The organism is Alphaproteobacteria bacterium (assembly GCA_020638555.1).
Lineage (GTDB): Bacteria > Pseudomonadota > Alphaproteobacteria > Bin95 > Bin95 > JACKII01.
The window spans coordinates 384,646-410,384 of record JACKII010000001.1 but is presented as its reverse complement, the minus strand read 5'-3'; the positions used below and the strand labels follow the sequence as shown (position 1 = coordinate 410,384).

Genomic DNA, 25,739 nt, shown 5'->3' with positions numbered 1-25,739 from the left:
CCCCTGGATTGCCTCGCCCTTCGGCTCGCAATGACGGTTGAATGCCATGTTCCTCCTGATCGATAACTACGACAGCTTCGTCTACAATCTCCGCCACTTCCTGGGCGAACTCGGCGCGGAGTTCGCGGTCCACCGCAACGATGCCCTCTCCGTCGCCGACGCGCTGGCGATGCAGCCCGAAGGCATCGTCATCTCGCCCGGCCCGTGCGACCCCGACAAGGCGGGCATCTGCCTCGACCTCGTCGCCGCCGCGGCCGAGGCGAAACTGCCGCTGCTGGGCGTCTGTCTCGGCCACCAATGCATCGGCCAGGCCTTCGGCGGGCGGGTGATCCGCGCGCCGGAGCCGATGCACGGCAAGCTCAGCCGCATGCATCACAAAAACACGGGCGTGTTCGCCGGCCTGCCCAACCCGTTCGAGGCGACGCGCTACCACTCGCTGCTGGTGGAACGGGCCAGCCTGCCGGACTGCCTCGATATCAACGCCGAGACCGAGGATGGGCTCATCATGGGCTTCCGGCACCGCACCCTGCCCATCCACGGCGTGCAGTTTCACCCGGAATCGATCGCGAGCCAGGCCGGCCACCAACTGCTGGGCAATTTCCTCGGGCTGGCCACCGGCGGCCGCCTGCCCACCGGCACGCCGAAGCCGCTGCCGCCCCGCCGCCTGCACGCCCTGGCCTGAACCCGGAGACGCCGAGACATGAGCGACGCCTTCAAACCTCTGATCGCCAAGGTGGCCGACCGCCACCCGCTCGCGGAAGAGGAAGCCCGCCAGGCCTTTGAAATCATGATGTCGGGGGAGGCCACGCCCGCGCAGATCGGCGGCTTTCTGATGGCGCTGCGCGTGCGCGGCGAGACCGTCGAGGAGCTGACCGGTGCCGCCCGCGTCATGCGCGCCAAGGTGTTGGGAATCGAGGCGCCGCCCGACGCCATCGACACCTGCGGCACCGGCGGCGACGCCAAGGGTACCTACAACATCTCCACCGCCGTCGCCTTCGTCGTCGCCGCCTGCGGCGTGCCCGTGGCCAAGCACGGCAACCGCGCGCTGTCCAGCAAGTCCGGCGGTGCCGATGTGCTCGCCGTCCTGGGCGTCAATATCGACGCCGATCTGGCATTGGTGCAGAAGGCGATCTGGGACACCGGCATCACCTTTCTGATGGCCCCCCGCCACCACGGTGCCATGCGCCATGTCGGCCCGGCCCGCGTGGAACTGGGCACCCGCACCATTTTCAACCTGCTGGGGCCGCTGTCGAACCCGGCCGGGGCCAGGCGGCAGCTCATGGGCATTTTCTCCCGCGACTGGCTCGAACCGCAGGCGCGCGTTCTGGCCCAGCTCGGCACCGAGCATGCCTGGATCGTGCACGGATCCGATGGCCTGGACGAACTCACCACCACCGGCCCCTCCCATGTGGCGGAGGTGAAGGGCGGCCAGGTTTCCATCTTCGAGATCGCACCGGAAGACGCCGGCCTGCCACGGACGGACTTCCGGTCCCTGGTCGGCGGCTCGCCGGAGCACAACGCCGCCGCGCTGCGCGCCCTCCTGGCCGGCGAGCAGGGGCCGTACCGCGACATCGTCCTGCTGAACGCCGCCGCGGCCTTGATCGTCGCGGACAAGGTCGCCACGTTGAAAGACGGCGTCGCGCTGGCCGCCAAGGCCATCGACGACGGCAGCGCCGCGACCAAGCTGGCGGCGTTGGTCCAGGCCACCGGAGGCACACCCGCGTGAGCAGCAAGCCCGACCTGCCCGATATCCTCGCCCGCATCTGTGCCGACAAGCGGGCGCACGTCGCCGCGCGCAAGGCCCAGAAAAGCGAGCAGGACTTGCTCGCCGCAGCCATGCTGCAACAGCCGCCGCGCGGCTTCGCCCGCGCGCTGAAGGCGAAAGTCGACGCCGGCGCCTATGGCCTGATCGCCGAGATCAAGAAAGCCTCGCCCTCCGGCGGCCTGATCCGGCCCGATTTCGACCCGCCGTCGCTGGCCCGGGCCTATGCCGATGGCGGCGCGGCCTGCCTCAGCGTGCTGACCGACGCGCCCTATTTCCAGGGGCGGGACGAATACCTCGCCGCCGCCCGCGACGCCTGCACCCTGCCCGCGCTGCGCAAGGATTTCATGCTCACCGCCTGGCAGATCTGCGAGAGCCGGGCGCTGGGCGCGGACTGCGTGCTGCTGATCATGGCCTGCCTCGACGATGCGGAGGCCACCGACCTCGCGGCCACCGCCGAGGCGTTGCAGATGGATGTGCTGGTGGAGGTGCACGACGCGCCGGAACTGGACCGGGCGCTGGCGCTGGGCGCGCAACTGGTCGGCATCAACAACCGCAATCTCAAGACCATGGTCACCGATATCGCCGTGACCGAGGAACTGGCCGCCCTGGTGCCGGACGGCCGGCTGCTGGTCTCCGAAAGCGGCCTGCGCACGCCGGCGGACCTCGCCCGCATGGCCGCGGTGGGCGCCCGGTGTTTTCTGGTGGGCGAGCATCTGATGCGCCAGGACGACGTCACCGCCGCCACCAAGACCCTGCTCGCGAGGGCCGCATGATGAACGGTGGCGATGGCGATACGGGACTGACGCATTTCGACGCCGCCGGCAACGCCCAGATGGTGGATGTCTCGGACAAGGCCGAGACCGAGCGCACCGCCACCGCCGGTGCCCGCGTGGTGATGCAGCCGGCGACCCTGGCCGCGATCCGGGCCGGTGCCATCGGCAAGGGCGATGTGCTGGGCGTCGCCCGGCTCGCCGGCATCATGGCGGCCAAGCGCACGCCGGACCTGATCCCACTCTGCCACCCGCTGGCACTGACCAAGGTCACGGTCGACCTGGAATGCGTGCCGGAGGCCAACGCCGTCGACATCCGCGCCACCTGCAAGCTCAAGGGCCGCACCGGCGTCGAGATGGAGGCGCTGACCGCCGCCAGCGTCGCCGCGCTCACTGTCTACGACATGTGCAAGGCCATCGACAAAGCCATGGAAATTCAGGACGTCCGCCTGCTGCTGAAGGCCGGCGGCAAATCCGGAACCTATGAGGCGAACCCGCGATGATTCCTGTCGAAGAAGCCCAGGCCCGCGTCGTCGCCGGCGTCTCCGTCCTGCCGGCCGAGACCGTGGCGCTGACCGATGCCGCCGGCCGCATCCTCGCCGGCCCGCTCGCCGCGCGCCGCACCCAGCCGCCCTTCGCCGCCAGCGCCATGGACGGCTATGCCGTGCGCGCAGCCGACATCGCGCGCGTGCCGGTGACGCTGACCCAGGTCGGCGCCGTCGCCGCCGGTGGCATCTACGAGCCGAACCTGCAGGCCGGCCAGTGCGTCCGCATCTTCACCGGCGCTCCGCTGCCGGCCGGCGCCGACACCGTGGTGATCCAGGAGGACACCGAGGCGAACGGCGACCAGATCCTGATCAGGGAAGCCGAGCCCAAGGGCCGCCATGTTCGTGCCGCCGGCCTGGACTTCGGCGCGGGCGACCTGCGGCTGGCTGCCGGCACCGCGCTCTCGCCCCGGCAACTGGCGCTGGCCGCGGCGATGGATTACCCCTGGCTTTCGGTGATTCGCCGCCCGCGCGTCGCGATTCTCGCGACCGGCGACGAAATCGTCTTTCCCGGCGAGCCGATCGCCCCTAGTCAGATCGTCGCGTCCACCAGCACGGCGCTGGCCGGCTTCGTGCGCGCCCTCGGCGGCGAGCCGGTGCTGCTGGGCGTCGCCCACGACACCGTCGCCTCGCTGCGCGAAGCCGCCGCGGCGGCCAGGGATGCGGACGTTCTCGTGACCATCGGCGGCGCCAGCGTCGGCGAGCACGACCTGGTGCAGACAGCGCTGAAGCAGGACGGTCTCGCCGTCGACTTCTGGAAGATTGCCATGCGCCCCGGCAAGCCGCTGATGGTCGGCACGATGGGCAAGAGCCAAGTGCTTGGTTTGCCGGGAAATCCGGTGAGTTCGCTGGTCTGCGCCGTGCTGTTCCTGCGCCCGCTGCTGTTCGCCCTGCAGGGCCGCGCCGGCGGCATTCCACAGCCGGCACACTGCCGGACCGGCGCCGATCTGGAACCGAATGGCAGCCGCCAGGATTATATGCGCGCGCGCCTCGATGCCGACGGTCGGGTGGTGCCGTTCGCCAGGCAGGACAGTTCCATGCTCACGGCGCTGGCCGAGGCGGACGCCCTGATCGTGCGTCCGCCGAACGCGCCGGCGGCAACCACAAATGATCCCGTTCCGGCCCTGTTGCTCGACGGGCTACTTTGAGAACATAAAATACACGCTTGACGGTCGTTCTCGCCATACATAGAACAAATCATGTTCGTTACCGCATCATATGCCATGGTGCGCGTTCAGGCGAGGCTTACAATGCTAACACGCAAACAAACCGATCTGCTGCTCTACATCAACCGTCGATTGCAAGACGATGGCATTTCCCCCTCGTTCGACGAGATGCGCGACGCTCTCGGCCTCAAGTCCAAGTCCGGCATTCACCGCCTGATCAGCGGGCTGGAGGAGCGGGGCTTCATCCGCCGCCTGCCGCACCGGGCGCGGGCGCTGGAAGTGATGCGCCTGCCGGAATCCGCCGCGGTCAGTTCCACCGCGCCCAAGCCCGTGATCGCCCCGGTCACGTCCGCCGTCGGTCGGCCGCCACCGCCCGTCGCCAACGATGTGGAATTGCCGCTCTATGGCCGCATCGCCGCCGGCACCCCGATCGAGGCGCTGCGCGACCCGGACACCACCGTGCGCGTGCCCATGGGCATGGTCGGCCGCGGCCGCCATTACGCGCTGGAGGTTGCGGGTGATTCCATGGTCAATGCCGGCATTCTCGACGGCGACACGGTCATCATCCAGGACGGCGCCCAGCACCAGCCGGGCGAAATCGTCGTCGCCCTGGTGGATCGGGAAGAGGTCACGCTGAAATACCTGCACCAGCGCGGCGCCATGGTCGCCCTGGAAGCCGCCAACCCGCGCTACGAAACCCGCCTGCTGGAGCCGGACCGGGTTCAGGTGCAAGGCCGCCTGGTCGGCCTGCTCCGCTTCTACTGAGCCTCCTGTTCCCCGGAGGTGGCGGAGCCGCCATCCGGGGCCGGTGTCATCCTTCGAACACGAGCGGCGATGGTGTTCGCGACAGCAACCGATCCCGGCCCACCGCTCTGCGGCGGCCGGGAATCATCCCTTCCTGCCCTCTCAGGCCCGCACACCCAGCCCCCAGGGCCGGCCGGCCTGTTCCAGCCAGCGCCAGAACGACAGTGCCTGGCTGCGGGGCACGTAGAGGTCGTAACAGAGCCTCTCGCCCGGCGGCTCCGCGGTCAGGCAATGGACAATGGCGGTGACATTCCCCACCGGCGCCTGCACCGCCTGTCCCGCCCCGAAGGCATCCGGACCGAGGTCGAGCCGGCAACCGCTCGCCAGCACGTCCGCCGCCGCCGGCCCGATCAGGCGCAGCCGCGTGCGCGCGCCGGAGACATCCACGGCCGCCGCAAACAGGCCCGCGAACGCCGGTTGCAGCCGCGCCACCAGCGCCGGCCCCTCGCCGGCCGCGGTCACCACCAGCCAGTGGTCGGGGCCGAGCCAGAGCGCGCGATAGTCTCCCGCCTCCGCCACGCCGCCCACCGCAAGCGGCAGGTCCAGGCCGGTGGCGGCCCGCACGGCCGCGCGGAAGGCGCCATCCTCCGGCCGTCCGCGCACCGCGACCTGCCCGACCAAGGGCACCGACTGCACGAACACCCGGGCGGTATCGTCCGGAGGCGCCGACTGGGCGGCCAGAAACAGCTCGGCCAAAGGGCTCTGCGGTCGGCGGGTCGGTTCATCCACGCTGCCGCCCTCCCTCCGGGTCGTAGAAGCAGGGCGCCGTCACCGTGACCGCCGCCCGCTCGCTCATGACCGGCGAGAGCGCGTAGAGCCGCTCGCCGTGCCGTGCGCGACCGTCCTTCAGCAAGGCCAGCGCGATATACCGTTCCAGCGTCGGGCTATAGGCCCAGGACGTGGTGTGTCCCTGGCTGTCCTGCACCGCTACCAGGTCGTCGAGCCGCCCCAGTTGCGCGCCGACGGGAATGCGCTCTCCCGCCTCGGCGACCAAGCCGACCAGTTGCTTGCGGCCCGGCGCGACCAGGTCCGGCAGGGTGAGCGAGCGCTTGCCGATGCAATCCTTGGCCCCGCTCACCAACGCGCCCAGGCCCAGATCGTCCAGCGTCACCCGACCATCCGCCTCCGCATGGGTGAAATGGCCCTTTTCGATGCGCAGCGTGGCCATGGCCTCGGTGCCATAGACCTTCAGGTCGTGCGCCGCGCCGGTGGCCAGAATGGCGTTCCAAAGGGCCAGGCCATAGTCGGCATCGACGTTGATCTCGTAGGCGACCTCACCCGAAAACGACAGCCGGAAGATGCGGGCCGGCACGCCGCCCACCAGCCCTTCGGCCAGGGCCATCATCGGCAGCGCCGCGTTCGAGACATCGACCTCCGGCGCCAAATCGGCCAGCAGCGCCCGCGCGTTCGGGCCGGAAATCGCCGCGGCGAACCACTGCTCGGTCACCGGCGTGACGAACACCCGCAACTCCGGCCAGACCACCTGCAACAGATATTCCAGCAACTGGAGCACGCCGCCCGCATGGTTGGTGGTGGTGGTCATGTGGAAATGGTCCGGCCCCAGCCGCATGGTGACGCCGTCGTCATAAACCCGCCCGTCCTCGCGCAGCATGACGCCATAGCGCCCGCGCCCGACCTTCAGGTTGGAGAAGCGATTGACATAGACCCGGTCCAGAAACTCGGCCGCATCCGGCCCCTGCACGTCCACCTTGCCCAGCGTCGAGACGTCGATCAGCCCCACCGCATGGCGCACCGCCAGCGCCTCCTCGTCGATGCGCTGCTGGGCGGAAAGGCCCTCCTGCGCATAATAGAGCGGCCGTGCCCAGCCGGCGGCATCGGTCCAGACCGCGCCATTGGCGGCGTGCCAGTCATGGGCAGCGGTGCGGCGCACCGGGTGGCCGACCTCGCCCCACTGGCCGGCGGCCATGGCGTTGAAGGCAAAGGGCGTGTAGGGCGGGCGGAAGGTGGTGGTGCCGACTGCCGGGATCGGCTCGCCGCGCTTTTCCGCCAGCAGCGCCAGACCGGCGACGTTCGAGGTCTTGCCCTGGTCCGTGCCCATGCCCAGCGTGGTGTAGCGCTTCAGATGCTCGACGCTTGCATAATTCTCGCGCCGGGCGAGGCCGATATCCTTGGTGGTGACGTCGTTCTGGAAATCGACGAAGCAGCGCGCGCCCTTGCGCGCCGGCACGGCCCAGAGTGGCGGTTGTTGCCCCACCGGGTCGCCTTCGGCCGGCGGCACCGGCGGCTCTTCCGTGCCGGCGAAACCCAGGGCTCGCGCCGCGGCGGCCCCCGCCGCAGAGCCGTCCCGCAGGCAGCCGGCCAGGTCACAGGCGCCGGCACAGGCGCCGGCGCTGCGATAGGGCGCCCCGTCCGATTGCGGCACGAACGCCGCCAGGTCCTCGCGGAAGGTCAGGCTGCCGCGGCTTTGGGCGTGCAGGTGCACCGCCGGGTTCCAGCCGCCGGAGACCGCGATCAGGTCGCAGGTCAGAAGCCGGCTCGCGCCGGAGAGGCGGCCGTCCGGGCCGATGGGCGCCACCGCCGCCGCGCGCACGCCGCGCCAGCCCCGCGCCACCGTCACCGCGTGCCCCGTGAGCACGTGCAGTCCCTCTGCACCGGCCCCGGCCGCCGCCTCGCTGACGACGGGCCGCGGGTCGACCACCGCCTCGATCCGCATGCCGGCGGCCAGCAACTCGCGGGCGGTGGCATAGACGCTGTCATTGTTCGCGAACAGCACCGCCGTGCGCCCGGCCAGCACGCCATAGCGCGCCAGATAACCGCGCACGGCCGAGAGCAGCATCACCCCCGGTTTGTCGTTGTCCGCAAAGGCGATGGGGCGTTCGATGGCCCCGGTCGCGAACACCGCGTCGCGCGCCCGCACGGTCCAGAAGCGCTGGCGCGGCGCGTTGGGGTCGGGCTCGGCCAGATGGTCGGTGCAGCGTTCCACCAGGGTGAACCAACCGTGTTCATAGACACCCGCAACCGTGGTCCGGGTCAGCACCCGCACATTCGGCAGGGCGCGCAGACGCGCCTCGGCCCGGGCTGCCCATTCATGGCCCGGCAGGCCGTCCACCCGCTGCGGCGCCAGCAGCAACTGCCCGCCCAGCACGGGGTTCTCGTCGGCCAGGATCACCTTCGCCCCGGCCTCGCCCGCCGCCAGCGCGGCGGCAAGCCCGGCCGGGCCGCCGCCGGCGATCAGCAGGTCCGGGTGGGCGTTGGTGTGGGCGTAGCGGTCCGGGTCCGGCCCCTCCGGCGGCGCGCCCAGACCGGCCATGCGGCGGATGTGCGCCTCGTACCGAAGCCAACGCTTCGGGTCGGTGATGAAGGTCTTGTAATAGAAGCCGGCCGGAAACAGCCCGCCCGCCGCGTTCACCAGCGCTCCCAGGTCGAATTGCAGCGAGGGCCAGTGGTTCTGGGTGGCGGCCGTCAGGTCCGGATAGAGTTCCTGCACCGTCGCCCGCGTGTTCGGCTCGGCCCTGGCACCGGTGCCGATGCGCAGCAGCGCGTTCGGCTCCTCCGCCCCGATGCCGAACACCCCCCGCGGCCGGTGGTATTTGAACGAGCGACCGACCAGCCGCACCCCGTTCGCCAGCAGGGCCGAAGCGATGGTGTCGCCGGCATAGCCCTCCAGCCGGAACTGGTTGAAGGTGAAGGAGCGCGGCTCGCCCCGGTCGATGCCGTGCCCGCCCGCCGCCGTGCGCCAGAACTGCCGGGTCATGCCTCCCCCCCTTCGCGCGGCGGCGCGGCGCCGGGCGGCCAGGCGCCGGCGATGGCGTGGGTGACGGTGTTGCGCTCCAGCACGAACCAGCGGTGACAGCCGGCGCGGTGGAACCAGAATTCGCGATGGGCGCCCTTCGGGTTGTCGCGGAAATAGAGATAGTCGGTCCAGTCCGCATCGCTAAGGGCGTGCGGATCGGCCGGGCGTTCGAGCGCGGCCTCGCCATAGACGAACTCGGTCTCGTCGCGCGGGCCGCACCAGGGGCAGGGGATCATCAGCATGGCGTCGTCCGATCCTCCCCTAGTGCGCCTTCGGGAAGGGCCCGGCGCCCTTCTCGTCGATCATGTGGCTGGCGCGGAACCGCTCCAGCGTGAAGCCGGCGTTGAGCGGGTGCGGCTCGTCCCTGGCCATGGTCCAGGCGAGGCACCAGCCGGACCCCGGCGTCGCCTTGAAGCCGCCATAGCACCAGCCGCCGCTCATATAGAGGCCCGGCACCGGCAGTTTGCCGATGATGGGCGAGCCGTCCATGGTCATGTCCATGACGCCGGCCCATTGGCGCATGAAGCGCAGACGCCCGATGCGCGGGAACATCTCGGTGGCGTTGCGCACCACTTCCTCGACCTTCGGCAAGGTGCCGCGCTGGCTGTAGGAGTTGTAGCCGTCGATCTCGCCCCCCAGCAGCACCTCGCCCTTGTCGGTCTGGGAGATGTAGAAATGGGCCGCGCCGGTGGAAACCACGGTGTTCAGGAACGGCTTCACGGGCTCGCTGACGAAGGCCTGCAACAAATGGCTTTCGATCGGCAGGCGCACGCCGGCCATGGCCGCGACCTGGCTGGAATGGCCGGCGACGGCGATGCCGATCTTGTGCGCCCGGATCGCGCCCCGCGTCGTCTGCACGCCGGTGACGGCGCCGGTGGCCGGATCACGGTCGATGCCGGTCACCTCGCAATTCTGGATGATGTCGACACCCTGGGCATCGGCGGCGCGGGCATAGCCCCAGGCGACCGCATCGTGCCGGGCGGAGCCACCGCGCGGCTGCGCCAGCGCGCAGAGGATCGGAAAGCGGCTGTCGGGCGACAGGTTCATGGCCGGCTCGATTCGGGCCAAGTCCTCGCGACCGAGGAATTCCGCGTCGATGCCGCGCAGGCGCATGGCGTTGTAGCGCCGCATGGTCGCCTCGCGCTCGCCTGGCGTGTGGCAGGTGTTGATGACGCTGCGCTGGCTGAACATGACGTTGTAGTTCAGGTCCTGCGACAGCCCTTCCCACAGTTTCAGCGCGTGCTCGTAGAAGGGCGCGTTCTCGTCCATCAGATAGTTGGAGCGGACGATGGTGGTGTTGCGGCCGGTGTTGCCGCCGCCGATCCAGCCGCGCTCCAACACGGCGACACGGCGCACACCGTGCAGCCGGGCGAGGTAATACGCCGCGGCCAGGCCATGGCCGCCGCCGCCGATGATCAAGGCGTCGTAGGCTGGCTTCGGCTGCGGGCTGCGCCAGGCTTTGGGCCAGTTCTCATGATGACTGAGCGCATTGCGGGCCAGCGCCCAGAGGGAATAACGGCGGGACATGCGCTCTCATACGCTCGGCGGATCGTGCCATACTAGGGGGCCTGGCCGGCGAAGGCCAGACGGGTCGCGACCATGCTGCGACAATGGCGATAGAACTGCCACATTCATATGATTTAAAATGCGATATTCGCTCTCGCTGCCCGATTGCAAAAGGTGTCCGCGATGCTCAAGAAAATTCTGATCGGCCTCGTCGTTCTGGTGGTCCTGGTGATTGCCGCGGCGTTCGCTCTTCCCTTCTTCCTGCCGGTCGACACGATCAAGCAGGAACTCCAGGCCCAGGTGAAGCAGGCCACCGGCCGCGACCTGGTCATCGACGGCGATTTCGAAGTGTCGCTGTTACCGGAGGCTGTGCTCAAGGCCGGCGACGTGCGCTTCCAGAACGCCGCCGGCGGCTCCCGCGCCGACATGATGACGCTGAAGGAGTTGCGCGTGCACGTGGCGCTGCTGCCGCTGCTCTCGCGCGAGGTGGAAGTGCAGGAATTCGTGCTGGACAAGCCGGACATCCTGCTGGAGGTCGACAAGAACGGCCGTCCGAACTGGGCGTTCGGCAGCGCCGGCAAGACCGGCGACGCCGGCGTGGCGGCCAAGCCGTCCTCCGCCGGCGGCACCAATGAGGCGTTGCAGGCGCTCCGCCTCGGCGATGTGCGCATCGTCGACGGTCGCCTGGAATACCGCGACGCCCGCAGCGGCGCGGCGGAGACGGTGGACAAGCTGAACGTCACGCTGGCGCTGCCGGGCCTGGACGACCCGTTCTCGGCCGACGGCTCCGCCACCTGGCATCAGCAGGCGCTGTCGCTGACGCTGGGCGTGCAGAAGCCGCGGGCGCTGATGCAGGGCAATGCCACGGACGTGACCGTGAAGGTCAGCGGCGAACCGCTGACGCTCGCCTATGGCGGCACGCTGGATGCCGGCAAGGGCAGCGCCGCCGGCCAGCTCGACCTGAGCGTGCCCTCGGTCCGCGGCCTGGCCGAATGGGTCGGCAGCCCGCTGCAAATCCAGGGCGACAAGGTGCTGAACGCCCTGAAACTGTCCGGCAAGGTCGCGGCCAGCCCCGGCCAGGCGGCGATCAGCGGCCTCACCCTCTCGCTCGACGACATCAACGCCACCGGCGACCTGACCGCCAAGCTCGGCGCCAACGTGCCGACGGTGCAGGGCAAGCTGGCGGTGGATGCGCTGAACCTCAACCCGTATCTGGAAGCCTTCGGCAGCACCGACGCCCCCGGCGCCGGCGGCAAGGCGGCCGCCCCGTCAGCCGCATCGAACCAGTGGAGCGACGAGCCGATCGACTTCTCGGCCCTGCGCGCGGTCAATGCCGACCTGATGCTGGCCGTCGGCTCGCTGCAGGCGAAGGACATCAAGATCGGCAAGAGCCAGGTGCACGCGGTGTTGCAGGGCGGCAAGCTCGACCTGAACCTGTCGGAAATGGCGCTCTATGACGGCAACGGCAAGCTGCAACTGAACGTGGATGCCAGCGGCAAGACGCCGACGGTCAAGAGCACCTTCTCGCTCGCCAGCCTGCAGGCCGAGCCGTTCCTGACCGATGCGGCCAAGCTCGACTGGCTGTCGGGCACCGCGGCCATGGAAATGAGCGTCACCACCCGCGGCAACAGCCAGAAGGCGCTGGCCAACGCCCTGAACGGCTCCGGCAAGATGACCTTCCTCGACGGTGCGGTGCGCGGCACCAATCTGGCGGCGCTGCTGCGTGGCCTCTCGACCCTGAAGCTCGACCCGTCGTCTTGGGAGACCTCCAAGACCGACTTCGCCGAACTGTCCGGCACCTTCACCATCAAGGACGGCGTGCTGACCAACAAGGACCTGGCGCTGCTGTCGCAATTGCTGCGGGTCAGCGGCCAGGGCACGGTCGGCATCGGCGCGCGCAATATCGACTACACCGCCCAGCCCAAGGCCGTCGCCTCGCTGCAAGGCCAGGGCGGTGCCGCGGATGTCGGCGGCTTACCGGTTTCCGTGCACGTGCATGGCGGCTGGAACGATCCCCAAACCGACTACAGCCTGGGCCAGGGCGACCTGACCGAGCTGGCGAAGGATCCAAAGGCGCTGGTGTCGAGCCTGTCCAACCTGGGCGCGATCAAGGACCCGAAAGCCCTGGCCGACCAGCTCGGCGGCAGCGCGGGCGGCGGCGTGCTGGACGCGCTGAAAAGCCTCGGCGGCACGGCCTCGCCCACCGGGACGACGGGCACGACGGGGGGCGCCACGGGCACCGGCACGTCCAGCCCGATCGACAGCCTGAAGCAACTGGTGCCGGGCACCAGCGGCACGACGGAGGGCACAACCACCGGCACGGACTCCGGCACCCCGACGACCGAGCCCAGCAGCCCGACCGACTCGCTGAAAAAGCTGTTCGGTCGCTAAGTCCGGCTCTCCCTGTTCCCCGGACGGTGCGGAGCGCCGGTGTTCCCCGGACGGCGCAGCGCGTCGATCCGGGGCCGCTCGCGGCGTGCGAACACCGCCGCCGCAGGTGTTCGAAGGATGACACCGATCCCGGCCCGCCGCGCCGCGGCGGCCGGGAAACACCGCCGCCGCTATCGCCCCCGCCGCAATCGCCTCAGGAGCCACCGCCAGCGAAGGGCAGCATGCCCATGGCATGGCGCTGGAATTGCCGCTTCAGCGGCGGCAGCCGATTGACCGCCCCCAGTCCCAGCCGCCGCGCCAGCGCCAGCGGCGGCAAATCGTTCCGAAACAGCCGGTTCAGCCCGTCGGTCGCCGCCGCCATGGCCAGAATGTCGGGCCAGCGCCCGCGCGCATAGGCGGCCAGCGCCGTCGGCGCACCGGGATCGGCTCCTGTCTGGAGTGCGGTGCCGACACGGGCGCATAGCCCTTCCACGTCGCGCATGCTGACATTGAAGCCCTGCCCGGCAATCGGGTGCATGGCATGCGCCGCCTCCCCGACCAGGGCGAGGCGCGGACCGGTCAGGCGCTTGGCCAGCATCAGCGACAGCGGATAGCTCCAGCTGTCGCCCGGCACCCACACCCGGCCCAGGAAATCGCCGAACCGGCGCGCCAGTTCCCGCTCGAAGTCCGCTCGCGGCAGGCCGACCAGATGCTCGGCCAGCGGCCGGCGTTCGGTCCAGACGATGGAGGCGCGATGCTGGCCCTCTGGGCCATCGGCCATGGGCAGAATGGCAAAGGGGCCGCCGGCCAGAAAGCGCTCGTGGGCGATGCCCTCGTGCGACCGCTCGTGCCAGGCGGTGCAGACAATGGCGGTCTCGTCGTAATCGGTGGCGCGGACGCCGATGCCCGCCATCCGCCGCAGCACGGAGCCGCGGCCGTCGGCGGCGGCCACCAGCCGGCCGCGCAGCACCTCGCCGTCGTCCAGGGTGAGCACGGCCGCATTTTCGTGCACTTCCATGCCCGTGACGCTGCGTTGCCAGCGCGGGCTCAGCAAGGGCTCGCCCTCCAGCGCGGCCAGCAGGGCGCGGCGCAGCACATGGTTTTCGACGATGTGGCCCATGGGCTCCGGCCCGACGGCGCAGTGGTCGAAATGCAGGTGCAGCAGCGACCCGCGGTCGGAGACGCGAATATCCCAGATCGGCCCCGCCTCCGGCTCCAGCGCCTCCCAGGCGCCCAGTTCGCGGAGCGTCGTCCGCGCGCCGGCCGCCAGCGCCGTGGTGCGTCCGTCCACTTCCAGCGCGGCCAAAGCGGCCGGGCTCTGGCGTTCGATCAGCGCAACCCGGGCGCCACCGCGGACCAGGCCCAGCGCCAGGGACAGGCCCGCCGGACCGGCACCGACCACGAGCACGTCGAACAGGATCGAATCGGAATTGCTCATTTTTTCACCACTCGATTGTCGCCAAACTACATTGGCTATTTTTTAGGCATATTTTGCCCAAGCCCGCATCATACCGCGCTCCCGCGCCCAATGTTTTCTCTGATATTTCCGGGGTTTGGCAGGTCGGAATCGCGTTTGGCACGAAACTTGAAGGGCGAGACGCGATTGCCTCTGCCACCCGTCCGAAGGAGCCGTTTATGAAACTGGTCATGGCCATCATCAAGCCGTTCAAGTTGGAGGATGTGCGCGAAGCGCTCACCGCCATCAATGTCGAAGGCTTAACCGTCTCCGAAGTCAAGGGGTTTGGCCGCCAGAAGGGCCAGACCGAGATTTACCGCGGCGCCGAATACACCGTCGCCTTCCTGCCGAAGGTCAAGGTGGAGGTGGTCGTGCCGGACGAGCGCGTCACCGCCGCGGTCGAGGCCATCCAGAATGCCGCCCATACCGGGCGCATCGGCGACGGCAAGGTCTTCGTCATCGACGTGACCCGGGCCGTCCGCATCCGCACCGGCGAAGCCGACAACGACGCCCTCTAACCCCCCGAATTCCCATCATCCGGAGCTTGTAATCCCATGAGAAAATCGTTGCTAGGAGGGGCGGTTATTGCGGCATCCGCAATCATTGCGCCCTCCCTCGCGCTGGCCAAGCCGGACGCAGAAACGGCCTTTATTTTCAACACGTTTTCCTTCCTGATCCACGGCGTTCTGGTCATGTTCATGGCCGCCGGCTTCGCCATGCTGGAAGCGGGCCTGGTCCGGTCGAAAAACACCGCGACGATCTGCCTGAAGAACATGGCCCTCTACGCCGTGGCCTGCCTCATGTTCTACATCATCGGCTATAACCTGATGTACACGGACGTGAGCGGCTATATCGGGTCGTTCAGCCTGTTCTACAACACGTCCGGCGTGGAAATGGCCTTGATCGGCGCCGGCGCGGACGCGGCCACGCCGGAACAGGTCGCCGCCGTCGTCGGCAACAATTACTCCGTGATGTCCGACTGGTTCTTCCAGGTCGTGTTCGTCGCCACCGCGGCCTCGGTCGTGTCCGGCACGGTCGCCGAGCGCGTCAGGTCCTGGCCGTTCCTGATCTTCGTCGCCATCCTGACCGGCGTGCTCTATCCGATCATCGGCTCCTGGACCTGGGGCGGCGGCTGGTTGAGCCAGATGGGCTTCAGCGACTTCGCCGGCTCGACCATCGTGCACTCGGTCGGTGGCTGGGCGGCCCTGTCCGGCGCGCTGATCCTGGGCGCGCGGCGCGGCAAGTTCGGCGCGCAGGGCCAGGTGCACCCCTTCCCCGGCTCGAACCTGACACTGGCCACCATCGGCGCCTTCATCCTGTGGTTCGGCTGGTTCGGCTTCAACGGCGGCTCGCAGCTGGCGCTGGGCAGCGCGCTCGACGCCTCCGCCATCGCCATCGTCTATGTGAACACCAATCTGGCCGCCTGCGCCGGCGTCGTGGCCGCCATGGCGACCAGCCAGTTGCTCTATGGCAAGATCGACCTGACCATGGCGCTGAACGGCGCGCTGGCGGGCCTGGTCTCGATCACCGCCGGTCCGGACCTGCAGAACCACCTGCTTTCCGTGATCGTCGGCGGCATCGGCGGCGTGCTGGTGGTGTTCGCGGTTCCCATGCTCGACAAGCTGAAGATCGACGACGTGGTCGGCGCGATCCCGGTCCACCTGGTGGGCGGCATCTGGGGCACGCTGGCGGTCGGCATTTTCGGCTCCGGCAGCCTGGTGACCCAGATCATCGGCATCCTGGCGATCGGCGCGTTCATCTTCATCACCAGCGCGCTGGTGTGGTTCGCCCTGAAATTCACCATGGGCATCCGCGTCGACGAAGAGGACGAGTTCCGCGGGCTCGACCAGGCCGAACTGGGTCTGGAAGCCTATCCCGAGTTCGGGCCGCGGGCGCAGATTTCCTGATCCGTTCCCAACCCGTATCCCCCGACAGGGCGGTGTGCCTCGCGCACACCGCCTTTTTTTTGTATAGTGACGCCGAGCTTGGCGGCCCTGTGCGAGCGGTGCCGCCGGCGCGGTTGTGGCGGCCGGTAACTCTCAGAAAAGCCGCCGAAAATCAGGAGAATCACCCCTGACCAGCGCATATCCGTTCCATCGCCGCCTGTTCCCGCCGCAATTGATTCACCAGGCGATTCGGCGGCTGGCCGAACTGTCCGGCCTCGGCCTGTGGGTCGGGGGCGGCGTCGTCGGGTTCGCCCTGGCCAGTTTCACCCGCGGCGATCCGAGCCTGAATTTCGCCACCGGTGGCACGGTGCACAATGTCACCGGCCCGACCGGCGCGGCCCTGGCCGACCTGCTGTATCGCGGCGCCGGCTGGGCGGCCCTGTTCCCGGTGGTCGTGGCGCTGGCCTGGGGCTGGCGCCTGGTCAAGGATCATGGCCTGCCCGCCTGGCGGCTGCGCCTGATCGGCCTGCCGCTTGCCTGGCTGCTGCTGGCGATGATGCTGGCCGGCACCCATCTGGGCGGCCCCTATGGCCTGGCCGAAGGCCCCGGCGGTGCGGCCGGGCAGTTGGGGCTGCGCCACGTGACCACACTGGTGGCCGGCGTCGGCTATGACGGCGGCCTGATCTGGACGGCGACCACCGTGCTGGCCCTGGTGCTGGCCGTCGCCGTGCTGGCGCTGGACGTGGCCGAACTCGGCCTCGCCATGCATCTGGTCCGCCGGTCCGCAGCCATGGCCTGGCGCCTGGCCACAACGGGTACGACGACCGGCCTCCGCCATCTCCTCGGCAGAAGCGAGCCGGACGCCGCCGCCAAGCCGGATCGGCCGGGCGCTTTCGGCCGCCTCTGGCCGAAACTTCCTTCCCTGCCCTCGCTCCCCCGGCTGCGGCGCTCGCCGCCGGAGCCGGAGGCCGCGCCCGCCTTCCTGCGCCATCCCGGCACGCCCTGGGCCGCGCCCACCGCCGCCACCCCGAAACCGCCGCCGCGCGCCGCAGAGCCGCCGGGTGAAGCAGCGGAATCCGAGGCCGCGGCGGCGACGGTCATCAACGTGCAGCGCACCCAGTCGGCTAAGCCCAGCCGGCGCTTCGACCAGGGGCAGCAAACGGACCTGCCGCTCAGCGACCTCCCGGCGCTGCCGCCGATCTCGCTGCTGCAGGAGCCGGACAGTCGCAGCGGCCCCGCGGTCGACGCCGAGACCCTGACCGAAAATGCCCGCCTGCTGGAAAACGTGCTGGAGGATTTCGGCGTCCGCGGCGAGATCATGACCGTGCGGCCGGGCCCGGTCGTCACCCTCTACGAATTGCAGCCGGCCCCCGGCACCAAGGCCAGCCGCGTCATCGGCCTCGCTGACGATATCGCCCGCAACATGGAGGCGGTGTCGGTGCGCATCGCCACCATCCGCGGCAAGAACGCCATCGGCATCGAATTGCCGAACGCCAAGCGCGAAATGGTGCTGATGCGCGAGCTTCTGGCGAGCCAGGCCTATGACAAGGCGCAAAACGGCCTGCCCTTGGTGCTCGGCAAGGATATCGGCGGCCAGCCGGTGGTGGTGAACCTGGAGCGCATGCCCCACCTGCTGATCGCCGGCACCACCGGCTCCGGCAAGTCGGTGGCGATCAACGTGATGATCCTCTCGCTGCTCTACGCCCTGCCGCCGGAGCGCTGCCGCTTCATCATGGTCGACCCGAAGATGCTGGAACTCAGCGTCTACGACGACATTCCGCACCTGCTGACCCCGGTGGTCACCGACCCGCGCAAGGCGGTGGTGGCGCTGAAATGGGCGGTGCGGGAGATGGAGAACCGCTACCGCGCCATGTCGACGCTGGGGGTGCGCAACATCCGCGGCTACAACGAGCGCATCGAGGAGGCGATCCGCAAGGGCGAGCCGATGACCCGGCGCGTCCAGACCGGCTTCGACCCGAACACCGGCGAACCGGTGATCGAGGAACAGGCGCTCGACATGCGCCCGCTGCCCTATATCGTCGTCATCGTCGACGAGATGGCCGACCTGATGCTGGTCGCCGGCAAGGAAATCGAGGCCGCAATCCAGCGTCTGGCGCAGATGGCGCGCGCCGCCGGCATCCATCTGATCATGGCGACGCAGCGCCCCTCGGTCGACGTCATCACCGGCACGATCAAGGCCAACTTCCCGACCCGGATCTCGTTCCAGGTGACCAGCAAGGTCGACAGCCGCACCATTCTGGGCGAGGGCGGGGCGGAGCAGTTGCTGGGCCAGGGCGACATGCTTTACATGGCCGGCGGCGGCCGCATCCAGCGCGTGCACGGGCCGTTCGTCTCGGACGAGGAGGTGCAGGAGATCACCGAATACCTGCGCAACACCGCCGAGCCCGACTATGTCGACAGCGTGACGGAGGACGACGACGTCGCCGCCGGCATTCCGGGCTTCGAGGGCGAAAGCAGCGACGATCTCTACGACCAGGCGGTGGGCATCGTGCTGCGCGAGCGCAAGGCGTCCACCAGCTTCCTGCAACGGCATCTGAAGATCGGCTACAACCGCGCCGCCTCGCTGATCGACCGGATGGAGGCGGAACGGCTCATCAGCGCCGCCAACCATGTCGGCAAGCGCGAAGTGCTGGTGAAATCTAACACTGGCGAGCAGGACCTGTAACCCCTATCTGAAGAGGCTACCCTCCGGTTCGAAAGGCCTGCCGATGCTGCGGCTGTTGCTTGTCCTTTTAGTTGCGGTCACGATTGCCCGCCCCGCCCTTGCCCTCACCGATTCCGAACGGGCGGAGGTGGAGCGGCTGCGCCAGTATCTGAACGGCGTGACCACCATGGAGGCGGATTTCCTCCAGAACGACAACCAGGGCGGAGTGGCCACCGGTCATTTCTGGCTGCACCGGCCGGGCCGCCTGCGCTTCGAATACGACCCACCGGTGCCGATCCTGGTCGTCGCGCGCGGCTCCTTCCTGGTCTATTATGACAAGTCCCTGAAAGAGACCAACTACCTGGACCAGAAGGACACGCCGGCCTGGTTCCTGCTGGCCGACAAGGTCACCTGGAACGACGATTTCACCGTCACCAAGGTGGAACACAAAGGCCCGATCATCGAGGTCTCGGCCACCCGCCGCAGCGCGCCGGAACAGGGCGCCGTCACGTTGGTGTTCGAGCGCGATCCGATCCGCCTGCTGGGCTGGTGGCTGATCGACGGCAATGGCCGCCGGGTGCAGGTGCGCCTGCGGTCCGAGAAACTGGGCCAGCCGATCGACCCCGAAATGTTCCAGTTCCGACCGACCAACTATTGAGGGTGTAACAGCGACATGGCGATTGATCTTTCGGGCGAGGTGGCGCTGGTCACCGGCGGCACCCGCGGCATCGGCCTCGCGACGGCGCAGGCCCTGGCCGCGGCGGGCGCGAAGGTGGCGGTGACCGCCCGCTCCGGCGTGGAAGAGGCGGCGGCCGCTGTCGGCGGCGACGCGCTTGGCCTGGTCTGCGATGTCAGCGACCCGGCCCAGGCCGAAGCGAGCGTGGCCCGGGTGATCGACCGCTTCGGCAAACTCTCGATCCTGGTCAACAACGCCGGCGTGATCGAGCCCATCGGCTCGGTGCTGGAGTGCGACCCGGCGGAATGGGGCCGCAATGTCACCATCAACCTGACCGGTGCCTATGCCATGGCGCGCTATGCGCTGCCGGGCATGGTGGCGGCGGGCCGGGGCTTCGTGGTCAACGTCTCCAGCGGCGCCGCCCACCGGCCGCTGGAGGGCTGGAGTGCCTATTGCAGCGCCAAGGCCGGCATGACGATGCTGACCCGCGCCCTGCATCTGGAGACGCACGGCCGCGGCGTGCGCACCTACGGCCTCGCGCCCGGCACGGTCGACACCGAGATGCAGGTGAAAATCCGCGCCTCCGGCCTCAACCCGATCAGCCAGATCCCGCGCGAGAAGCTGGGCGGGGTCGACCAGCCCGCTGCCGGCATCGTCTATCTCTGCTCCGACGCCGCTGGCGACCTGGCCGGCGAGGAACTCTCGATCTACGACGCCGCCCTGCGCGAGCGCATCGGCCTGCCGGCACTGTAGTTCGCTGCACCCCGGGCGGTTCGGAGCGCCGGTCCGGGGCCGCTCGCGACGTCGCCCCAATCGGCCCGTCCCCATCCCGTGTTTCCCGGCCGTCGCGGAGCGGTGAGCCAGGACCGGTCGCTCTCGCGAACACCACCGCCCGCCGTGTTCGAAGGATGACACCGGCCCCGGACGGCGGCTCCGCCACCTCCGGGGAACACCGGTTCCTTCCACCCCCTCCGCTCACCGCGGCCCGGCAAAGCGCGCGGCCAGCGCCTCCCACTCCGCCCGCTCGGCGGCGCGGCGGCGGGCTTCGGTCTGTTTGCGGCGGTGGTCCGCCAGCAGTTCGCGATGCTGCTCCGTCACCATCTCCGCCGCCGCCGCCCGCGCCACGAGCGCATCGGCCTGTCGTTGTTCGCCCGCGCGGCGCCGGACCAGGCTCCGGCGGTTGGCGTCCATCCCATCCGCCCAACGCCCCAGCGCCGGCATGTCGGCATAGTCGGCCAGTGCCGCGGCCTCGGCCGCAACCCGGGCGTCGATCCCGTCGATCTGCCGGTCGAGCGCCGCCACCCGGCCCAGCGCCGCCAGGGCCTCGCTGCGCCGCGCCAAAGCCTCCATCCGCCTCACCTGCACCAGCTGGGCCAACGCCCGCCCCTGTCGGTCATGCGCCATCGCCGGCCTCCGCCTCGGCACCGGACTCGCGCATCGCCTCCTGCTGCTGGCGTTGCAGTTTCAGGGCGAAGCGAATGGCGACGGCCACCGCCTGGTAGTGCCGCTCGTCCACTTCCTCGCCCACCTCCATGGAGCCGTGCAGCAGGCGTGCCAGCGGAGGGTCGCGGAAGATCGGCACCCGGTGCGCCTTGGCCACCTTGCGCAGCGCCAGCGCCAGATGATCCACACCCTTGGCGACGCAGACCGGCGCCCCGCCCTGGCCGCGCTGCCATTTCAGGGCAACCGCATAGTGTTCCGGATTCACCACCAGCACGCTGGCCGAGCGGGTGTCGAACAGCATCCGGTTCGAAGCGATGGCGACGGCCCGGTCGCGGCGTTTGCCTTTCATATGCGGGTTGCCCTCGGTCTCCTTCTGCTCATCCTCCATGTCCTTGCGGGTCATGCGATGCTTGGCGATGAACAGATGGCGCTGCCAGAGATAGTCGATGGCGCCGAAGGCGGCATAGAGACCGGTTACGCCCAGCACCACCGACACCAGTTCCCGGTGCAGGATGCCGCCCAGAAACCCCGGCGCCAGACCGGTATAGCTGGGGGAGGCGTGAATGAAGGGCGTTAGCACCGCCGCCGTGATCGCCACCACGGCCCCCAGCTTGACCATGGATTTCAGGAACTCAACCAGCCCCTTGGGCCCGTACTTGTTCCTGGCGTTCTGTATGGGGGAGATGCGCGAGAGCTTGGGCTGGATGTTGCCGCCGGCGAACACCACCGCCCGCTGCCCCCACAGCGACACCAGCGGCCCCACCGCCAGGATCGCCAGCAGCGCCAGCCACCACGGGCCGACCGCCGCCGCCACGGCCCGGACCAGTGCCGCGAAGTCGGGATAAGCTTTCAGCCGGTCGGCCATGTCCGCGTGCCAGAGCGGCCCCATCGCCGCGCTGCCGATCCCGCGCACCAGCGGATCGGCGGCGGCGAGCAGCACCACCGCCAGCATGACATAGAGCGCGAAGGTGTGCAGGTCGCGCGACTGCACCACGTCGCCCTGTTCCCGCGCCCGGTCCAGTTGCCGCGGCGTCGGATCGAAGGTTTTCGGTTGGCTCTGGTCGTCGTCGCTCCCGGCCATCGGCGCCCCCTCCGCTCAGAAATTCGCCAGCAGGGCTTCGAACCCGCCGGCCCATTGGGTCAGGATCATCGGCAGGGCGATCAGAAACAGCACCAGCCCGGTGGCGGTGATCGCCGGCGCGGCGACGAAAAACACCATCATCTGCGGCATGGCCCGGTTGACGAAGCCCAGCGCGGCATAGAGCAGGGTGCCCACCACCAGGAACGGCACCGCCAGGCTGATGCCCGTGGCAAAGGTGGATCCCACCGCCTCCAGGATGCGGTTGGTAAACAGTTCGACCGGCACCACCCCCTGGCCCAGCGGCATGTCGCGCAGATTGTCCGCCAGGGCGGCCAGGGTGCTGCCGTGCAGGTTCAGGGCAAAGAACAGGTTGATGCCCGTCAGCATCAGCAGGTTCGACAGCGCCGAGGTGCCGATATTCTCGGCGACGCCGTTGAAGATGTGGTTCAGCGCCAGTTGCTGCGCGATCACCGCGCCGGCAATGAACAGGGCATAGACGAACAGACGCAGCCAGACGCCGATGGTCAGGCCGATCAGCAGCTCCGAGCCCACCTGCGCGGCCAGGTGGGCCGGCGGCGGCACCGCGGCGATGACACCCGCCTGCAGCGGCGTCAGCACCAGGCTCGCCGCCAGCCCCGCCCCAAGGCGCACGCGCGCCGGCACGAAGGTCTCGCCAAAGCCCGGCATCAGAAAGAACACCGCCCCGACGCGGCAGAACACCAGCAGATAGGTGTAGACCTGCAGGGTGAGCAGGCTGCTGAGGGTGGCGCTCATGGGCGGGTGACCGTCTTCGCTCAGGCCATGCCGACAATGGCCGGGCGGACGCGGGTGCCGATTTCCTCGAACGAGAGCACCGGCGCCTTCACCCCCTTGGCCGCCAGCAGCGTGCGCACCATGCGGCGGCGGCGGGCGGGGGCGACCACGGCGGCCTGGCGTCCCTGGGCCGCCGCCTCACCGATCCGGCTCGAAATCGCCTCGGCCAGTCGGTTGATCTCCGAGGGCGGCAGGGCGATATCCGTTGCCTGCCCGTCGGCCGCCGGCACTTCATGGGCGCGGAACACCTCCTCCCATTCCGGGGACAGCTGGATCAGCGGCAGCACGCCGTCGTCCGCCAGCAGCGGCTGGGTGATCTGCCGGCCCAGCTTCTGGCGCACATATTCCACCACCGGTTCCAACTGGTTGGTGATCGCCTGCGCCTCGGCCGTCGCTTCCAGCAGGGCCGCGAAATTGCGCACGCTCACCTGCTCGGCCAGCAGGGCGCGCACCACCTGTTGCAGGCGCTCGCGGTTGACCCGGTCGGGCACGATCTCGTCGAACAGCGTCTTGTTCTCCGCCGCCTTGGCGGTGACCGACAGGCTGGTGAACGCCTTGATCATCCGATCCAGCGCCGGCCGGGTCACCAATTCTTCGATATTGCTGCGGATCGCCTCCATCAGGTGGGTGGCGATCACTTCGTTCGGCGTGGCGACGGGGAAGCCCAGGATCATCGCCTCGTCCCGGTCGCTTTCGCGCACCCAGCGCGCCGGCGCGCCATAGACCGGCTCCAGCACGTCGCGCCCGTCGAGCGGCACCGGCATCTCGCCGCGGGCGATCACCAGCACGCCGGCCGGGTCGACCTCGCCCTCGCCGACCTCCACCCCCTGAACCCGGATGCGATAGCGGTCGCCGTCCAGGCTCGGATTGTCGGTCAGGCGCACGTCGGGGATAATGAAGCCCAGGTCGATGGCGATGGTCCGGCGCATGCTGGCGACGCGGTTCACCAAGCCGGAATGGTCGTCCATCACCAACGGGATCAGGCCCTTGGCGAACTCCACCCGGATCTCGTCCACCTCCATATAGTCGCCGAGCGTCTTCTGCCGGTCCGGCAGCGGCGCCTGGTCCGCGGCTTCGGCGCGCTCGGCCTCGGCCTTGCGCCGTTCGTCCGCCTTGACCGCATACCAGGCCCAGGCCGCGAAACCGCCGGCCCCCAACAGAAACGGCAGGGTCGGCAGGCCGGGGGCGAGCGCGAAAAAGCCCATCAGCCCGGCCACCGTGCCCAGCGCCAGCGGATAGCCGCCCAGCTGGGCCAGCAACGCCTTGTCCGCCGAGCCCTGGCTGCCGCCCTTGGCGATCAGGATGGCGGAGGCGACCGAGATCACCACCGCGGGGATCTGGGTCACCAGCCCATCGCCCACGGTCAGGACCGCATAGGTCTGGACCGCGGTGGCAAAATCCATGCCGCGCCAGACCGTGCCCATGACCACGCCCATGACCAGGTTCAGCCCGGTGATCAGCAGGCCGGCGACCGCATCGCCCTTCACGAACTTGGACGCGCCGTCGAGCGAGCCGAAAAACGTCGTCTCCTCCTGCTCGATGCGGCGGCGTTCGCGCGCCTCGTCATGACCGATGGCGCCCGCGGCCATGTCGCTGTCGATGGCGAGCTGCTTGCCCGGCATGCCGTCCAGGGCAAAGCGCGCGCCCACCTCGGCCATACGGCCGGCGCCCTTCGTGATGACGATGAAGTTGACGATCAGCAGCACCGCGAAAATGACGATGCCCAGCACCAGGTCGCCGCCCATGACGAACATGGCAAAGCCTTCGATCACGCCGCCGGCCGCGCCGGTGCCGGTGTGCCCCTGGCCGATGATCAGCTTGGTCGACGAGACGTTCAGCGACAGCCGCAGCATCAGCGAGGCCAGCAAGGCGGTGGGAAAGGCCGAGAAGTCCAGCGGCCGCTCGATGAACAGCGTCGTGATGAAGATCAGGATCGCCAGCGCGAACGAGGCGGTGAGGCCGATATCCACCACCCAACTCGGCACCGGCAGGATCATCATGACGATCACCGCCATCAGCGCCAGGCTGACCATGACAGTGGGGTTGTAGAAAATGCGGATCGCCATGGAATCGCGCAGCGAGGCGGTCATTGGCCATGGCCTCCCATGCCGGGCTCGGCGCGAACCAGCAAGGGTCGGGCCGGCGCGCGCAGCAACGGCTCCGCCGCATGCAGCATCGCCAGGACCACGCCGCCGGCGGCCGGTGGCAGCGCCCTCCGCACCGGCCGCGGCCCGGTTTCGACCACCTCGCGAGCGCGGGCGACGCGGGCGCGATAGGCGCGGTTCAGGTGCGGCGTCGCCGAGTGGTAGCGGCCCACCGCCTCCGGCCAGCTTCCGGTCTCGTCGCGCAGTTGGCGCAGGAAGCGGGCGGCATAGCGGGCGTTCGCCAGCGGGTCGAACGCGTCTGCGACACCGTCGAACGCCTCGCCGTGCCAGCGCCAGTTGATCTGGAAACAGCCGACATCGACCGAGGTGCGACCGGCGGCCAGTTGCCGCTGCACATGGCGCACCGCCTCGCGCTTGTTCGCGAACCAGAGCCCTTCGCCATGGTCGTTCACGGCCCAGGGCCAGGCGGTCCGGCCCTGACGCTGAACGCGGCCGCTTTCCACCAGGGCGATGGCCTGAAGCCATTCCTCCGGCACGCCGCTCTCGCGCGCGGCGGTGGCTGCGGCGCTCGCGCAGACGGTCGGCGCCGCACGGGGCGCAGCCTGGGCCGCAGCCAGCAACAACACCAACCCGACGCCAGCGCTAAATATGGGACAACGCATCGACAATCGGCCCTTTGAGGAAATCGCCCAGTTCGGTCGCCATGAAATCGCCCAGCAGCCAGAGGGTCAGCAGGATGGCGACGATTTTCGGCACGAAGGTCAGCGTCATCTCCTGGATCGAGGTCAGGGCCTGAAACAAGCCGATCGCCAGGCCGACGATCAGGGCAACCGCCATGACCGGCCCGCCCACCACCAACGCGGTCCAGACCGCCGTCCGCGACAGATCCATCAAGGCTTCGGCCGACATGGGCCCGCCCTTTCTCCGCTCGGTG

The 25,739-nt window shown here is 69.3% G+C and carries 23 protein-coding genes; 12 read left to right on the top strand and 11 right to left on the bottom strand.

Features of this window, described 5'->3' with window-relative positions; all coding sequences use genetic code 11:
* The first annotated feature begins 46 nt into the window (after positions 1-46).
* From H6844_01915 to lexA, 6 genes are all read left to right on the top strand, one after another.
* Positions 47-682, top strand: coding sequence for an aminodeoxychorismate/anthranilate synthase component II (locus H6844_01915; protein MCB9928164.1), 636 nt, complete (start codon positions 47-49; stop codon positions 680-682).
* An 18-nt stretch (positions 683-700) separates the two neighbouring features.
* Positions 701-1,726, top strand: coding sequence for an anthranilate phosphoribosyltransferase (gene trpD / locus H6844_01910; protein ID MCB9928163.1), 1,026 nt, complete (start codon positions 701-703; stop codon positions 1,724-1,726).
* 14 nt (positions 1,727-1,740) lie between these two features.
* Positions 1,741-2,538, top strand: coding sequence for an indole-3-glycerol phosphate synthase TrpC (gene trpC / locus H6844_01905; protein MCB9928162.1), 798 nt, complete (start codon positions 1,741-1,743; stop codon positions 2,536-2,538).
* Positions 2,538-3,038: a cyclic pyranopterin monophosphate synthase MoaC gene (gene moaC / locus H6844_01900; protein MCB9928161.1), complete on the top strand. Its 501-nt coding sequence runs from the start codon at positions 2,538-2,540 to the stop codon at positions 3,036-3,038. The genes trpC and moaC overlap by 1 nt, the downstream gene beginning before the upstream one ends.
* Positions 3,035-4,228: a molybdopterin molybdotransferase MoeA gene (locus tag H6844_01895; GenBank protein ID MCB9928160.1), complete on the top strand. Its 1,194-nt coding sequence runs from the start codon at positions 3,035-3,037 to the stop codon at positions 4,226-4,228. Before moaC ends, H6844_01895 begins: the two co-directional genes overlap by 4 nt.
* Before the next feature lie 102 nt (positions 4,229-4,330).
* A complete protein-coding gene (gene lexA / locus H6844_01890) occupies positions 4,331-5,011 on the top strand; it encodes a transcriptional repressor LexA (GenBank protein ID MCB9928159.1) in 681 nt (226 codons plus the stop codon).
* A gap of 141 nt (positions 5,012-5,152) precedes the next feature.
* Here the strand turns inward: lexA and H6844_01885 are convergent, their stop codons facing one another.
* The 4 genes from H6844_01885 to H6844_01870 are packed head-to-tail and all read right to left on the bottom strand — an operon-like array spanning position 5,153 to position 10,331.
* Complete coding sequence (locus tag H6844_01885; GenBank protein MCB9928158.1) at positions 5,153-5,746, bottom strand: sarcosine oxidase subunit gamma; 594 nt, start codon at positions 5,744-5,746, stop codon at positions 5,153-5,155.
* 25 nt (positions 5,747-5,771) lie between these two features.
* Positions 5,772-8,765 carry a sarcosine oxidase subunit alpha family protein gene (locus H6844_01880; protein MCB9928157.1) on the bottom strand — a complete coding sequence of 998 codons (2,994 nt, stop codon included), beginning with the start codon at positions 8,763-8,765 and terminating at the stop codon, positions 5,772-5,774.
* The gene (locus tag H6844_01875) at positions 8,762-9,046 is read right to left on the bottom strand and encodes a sarcosine oxidase subunit delta (GenBank protein MCB9928156.1); all 285 of its coding nucleotides are present in this window, start codon (positions 9,044-9,046) and stop codon (positions 8,762-8,764) included. Before H6844_01875 ends, H6844_01880 begins: the two co-directional genes overlap by 4 nt.
* Before the next feature lie 19 nt (positions 9,047-9,065).
* Positions 9,066-10,331 carry a sarcosine oxidase subunit beta family protein gene (locus H6844_01870; GenBank protein MCB9928155.1) on the bottom strand — a complete coding sequence of 422 codons (1,266 nt, stop codon included), beginning with the start codon at positions 10,329-10,331 and terminating at the stop codon, positions 9,066-9,068.
* Between the two features lie 162 nt (positions 10,332-10,493).
* Here H6844_01870 and H6844_01865 point away from each other — a divergent pair, with 162 nt between their 5' ends.
* Positions 10,494-12,701: an AsmA family protein gene (locus tag H6844_01865; protein MCB9928154.1), complete on the top strand. Its 2,208-nt coding sequence runs from the start codon at positions 10,494-10,496 to the stop codon at positions 12,699-12,701.
* Positions 12,702-12,894: 193 nt separating this feature from the next.
* Here the strand turns inward: H6844_01865 and H6844_01860 are convergent, their stop codons facing one another.
* The gene (locus H6844_01860) at positions 12,895-14,118 is read right to left on the bottom strand and encodes a UbiH/UbiF/VisC/COQ6 family ubiquinone biosynthesis hydroxylase (GenBank protein ID MCB9928153.1); all 1,224 of its coding nucleotides are present in this window, start codon (positions 14,116-14,118) and stop codon (positions 12,895-12,897) included.
* 197 nt (positions 14,119-14,315) lie between these two features.
* Here H6844_01860 and H6844_01855 point away from each other — a divergent pair, with 197 nt between their 5' ends.
* The 5 genes from H6844_01855 to H6844_01835 all read left to right on the top strand — a co-directional run bounded on the left by H6844_01855 (position 14,316) and on the right by H6844_01835 (position 20,116).
* A complete protein-coding gene (locus H6844_01855; protein MCB9928152.1) occupies positions 14,316-14,654 on the top strand; it encodes a P-II family nitrogen regulator in 339 nt (112 codons plus the stop codon).
* A 36-nt stretch (positions 14,655-14,690) separates the two neighbouring features.
* The gene (amt, locus tag H6844_01850; GenBank protein ID MCB9928151.1) at positions 14,691-16,043 is read left to right on the top strand and encodes an ammonium transporter; all 1,353 of its coding nucleotides are present in this window, start codon (positions 14,691-14,693) and stop codon (positions 16,041-16,043) included.
* 211 nt (positions 16,044-16,254) lie between these two features.
* The gene (locus H6844_01845) at positions 16,255-18,708 is read left to right on the top strand and encodes a DNA translocase FtsK 4TM domain-containing protein (GenBank protein MCB9928150.1); all 2,454 of its coding nucleotides are present in this window, start codon (positions 16,255-16,257) and stop codon (positions 18,706-18,708) included.
* A 43-nt stretch (positions 18,709-18,751) separates the two neighbouring features.
* Positions 18,752-19,345: an outer membrane lipoprotein carrier protein LolA gene (locus H6844_01840; GenBank protein ID MCB9928149.1), complete on the top strand. Its 594-nt coding sequence runs from the start codon at positions 18,752-18,754 to the stop codon at positions 19,343-19,345.
* A 15-nt stretch (positions 19,346-19,360) separates the two neighbouring features.
* Positions 19,361-20,116, top strand: a complete 756-nt coding sequence (locus H6844_01835) for an SDR family NAD(P)-dependent oxidoreductase (protein MCB9928148.1) — start codon at positions 19,361-19,363, stop codon at positions 20,114-20,116.
* A gap of 222 nt (positions 20,117-20,338) precedes the next feature.
* Here the strand turns inward: H6844_01835 and H6844_01830 are convergent, their stop codons facing one another.
* Genes H6844_01830 through fliQ form a run of 6 tightly spaced genes read right to left on the bottom strand, consistent with a single transcriptional unit; the run spans position 20,339 to position 25,714 of the window.
* Positions 20,339-20,767, bottom strand: coding sequence for a hypothetical protein (locus tag H6844_01830; protein ID MCB9928147.1), 429 nt, complete (start codon positions 20,765-20,767; stop codon positions 20,339-20,341).
* Entirely contained in the window at positions 20,757-21,887 is a 1,131-nt protein-coding gene (locus tag H6844_01825) for a flagellar biosynthesis protein FlhB (protein ID MCB9928146.1), read from the bottom strand. Before H6844_01825 ends, H6844_01830 begins: the two co-directional genes overlap by 11 nt.
* 15 nt (positions 21,888-21,902) lie before the next feature.
* Positions 21,903-22,661: a flagellar biosynthetic protein FliR gene (locus H6844_01820; GenBank protein MCB9928145.1), complete on the bottom strand. Its 759-nt coding sequence runs from the start codon at positions 22,659-22,661 to the stop codon at positions 21,903-21,905.
* Between the two features lie 20 nt (positions 22,662-22,681).
* Positions 22,682-24,766 (bottom strand): flagellar biosynthesis protein FlhA, encoded by a 2,085-nt coding sequence (gene flhA, locus H6844_01815; GenBank protein ID MCB9928144.1) that lies wholly within the window; start codon positions 24,764-24,766, stop codon positions 22,682-22,684.
* Between the two features lie 20 nt (positions 24,767-24,786).
* On the bottom strand, positions 24,787-25,431 hold the full coding sequence (locus tag H6844_01810; protein ID MCB9928143.1) for a lytic transglycosylase domain-containing protein: 645 nt from the start codon (positions 25,429-25,431) through the stop codon (positions 24,787-24,789).
* A gap of 16 nt (positions 25,432-25,447) precedes the next feature.
* Entirely contained in the window at positions 25,448-25,714 is a 267-nt protein-coding gene (fliQ, locus tag H6844_01805; protein MCB9928142.1) for a flagellar biosynthesis protein FliQ, read from the bottom strand.
* Between the last annotated feature and the right edge of the window lie 25 nt (positions 25,715-25,739).